Below are 1,642 nucleotides of genomic sequence, written 5' to 3' on the forward strand. Positions count from 1 at the left end.
CACCGGCTGTGACGTCCGCCTGCTGCTTGGCTTCCCGAGACGTCATCGTCATGCCGGCCATCGAGCTGGCGCCGCTGGTGAACGCCGCCAGGTTCGGATCGTAGACGGCGGAGCCCTTGCCGTCCTTGACCGAAACTTGCATGCTTTGCGGGCCTTCGGGTCCGTTGAATTCGAAGGACATGGTGTGGGAAAAATCCGAGGTGACGTCCCAGAATCCATCGCTGCGCGGCTTCACCATCAAGGCATAGGGCGCGAGGTCGATCTTGAACGGCTTCTGCTCCGGCAGGGCGCTGACCAGGGCCTTGACGTCCACTGCGATCTTGTAGGCGTCGCCTTCGACCGAGACCTTGAGCACGCCCTTCTCGAACGCCTGCTTGCCGAAATAGCGCGCCAGATTGTCCGAAAGCTGTTTGGCGCCCTGGCTGTCGACGGTCTGCGCAACGGCCGGCGCGCTGAAAGCAAGAATGAAAACAAGTGGCAAAACACGCTTCACGTCAGTCTCCGTCGGTCTCGGAAGGCAAATCGTTTCGTCTTCTGGTGGAAAAGAAGCATTACAGCCGCAAGACGATGACTGTAAGCCAAATCATCGAGCGGCTAAAGCACCAGCCGCATCAGCGGCCTGCCGGGCTTGCGCTCCAGAAGCCTCTCGAACCCGGCCTTCTCGAACACGCGCGACGAGCCGACGAACAGCCCGATCGAACGCGAATCGCGCGACAGATCGATCGGGCAGGCTTCCAGCAGCCTGGCGCCATTTTCGCGGGCAAAGGCGATGCCGCCGTCGACAAGGCGATGAGTGATGCCCCTGCCCCGCGCCTTGGCGCGAATGAAAAAGCAGGAGATCGCCCAGACGTTCGGGTCTTGGGCATCCGCGGGATCGACAGGCGCCGAGCCCCGGCCTTGATTGTTCCATTCAGGCACGTCGGCGCGCGGGCCGACCTGCATCCAGCCGACGGCCTTGCCGTCCTCGAAAGCTAGAAGCCCGGGCGGCGGGCCGGCTTCGATGCGCGCCTTGATGTGATCCTTGTTGCGCTCGCGGTCGCTCGCCCGCCGCTCCGCCGGGGTCAGCCGGAAATGCGTGCACCAGCAGCCGTAACAGGCGCCCTGCTTGCCGAAGAGATCCTCGAAATCGGTCCAATGCTCAGGACTCAGCGGTACTATGGTCGTGCTCATACGTTCTCCCCAGGCCAAGCTTGTTGCCGGCCCTGCACTGTCGTACCATTGCGTTTGTTCTCTTTATGTTCGCAGCGATGGCGGCTCCTGTCAACAATCCCGAACACGGCTTTTGTCGCGACTGCCTGGCTTCTCAGCGCAGCGAGACGCGCCGTTGCGAGCGCTGCGGCAGCCCGCGCCTTGTCCGTCATCCGGAACTCTACCGGCTGCACATCGCTCACATCGACTGCGACGCTTTCTATGCCGCCATCGAAAAGCGCGACAATCCGGCGCTGAAGGGCAAGCCACTCATCGTCGGCGGCGGCAGGCGCGGCGTCGTCTCCACTGCCTGCTACATTGCCCGCATCCAGGGCGTGCGCTCGGCGATGCCGATGTTCAAGGCGCTCGAGGCCTGTCCCGAGGCCGTGGTGATTGCGCCGAACATGGAAAAATATGTCGGTGTCGGCCGCGAGGTGCGCGCGCTGATGCAGGC

The 1,642-nt window shown here is 63.2% G+C and carries 1 protein-coding gene and 2 pseudogenes; 1 reads left to right on the forward strand and 2 read right to left on the reverse strand.

What is annotated here, in order from left to right:
- Together EOA75_RS32635 and EOA75_RS32640 are read right to left on the reverse strand one after the other, a co-directional pair.
- Positions 1-493 (reverse strand): annotated as a pseudogene (locus EOA75_RS32635) (hypothetical protein); the annotation flags it as partial.
- A gap of 101 nt (positions 494-594) precedes the next feature.
- A complete protein-coding gene (locus EOA75_RS32640; protein ID WP_095779266.1) occupies positions 595-1,170 on the reverse strand; it encodes a GNAT family N-acetyltransferase in 576 nt (191 codons plus the stop codon).
- A gap of 65 nt (positions 1,171-1,235) precedes the next feature.
- Here EOA75_RS32640 and EOA75_RS32645 point away from each other — a divergent pair.
- A pseudogene (locus tag EOA75_RS32645) lies at positions 1,236-1,642 on the forward strand (DNA polymerase IV); the annotation flags it as partial.

It is taken from the genome of Mesorhizobium sp. M1A.F.Ca.IN.022.07.1.1, assembly GCF_003997575.1.
Taxonomy (GTDB): domain Bacteria; phylum Pseudomonadota; class Alphaproteobacteria; order Rhizobiales; family Rhizobiaceae; genus Mesorhizobium.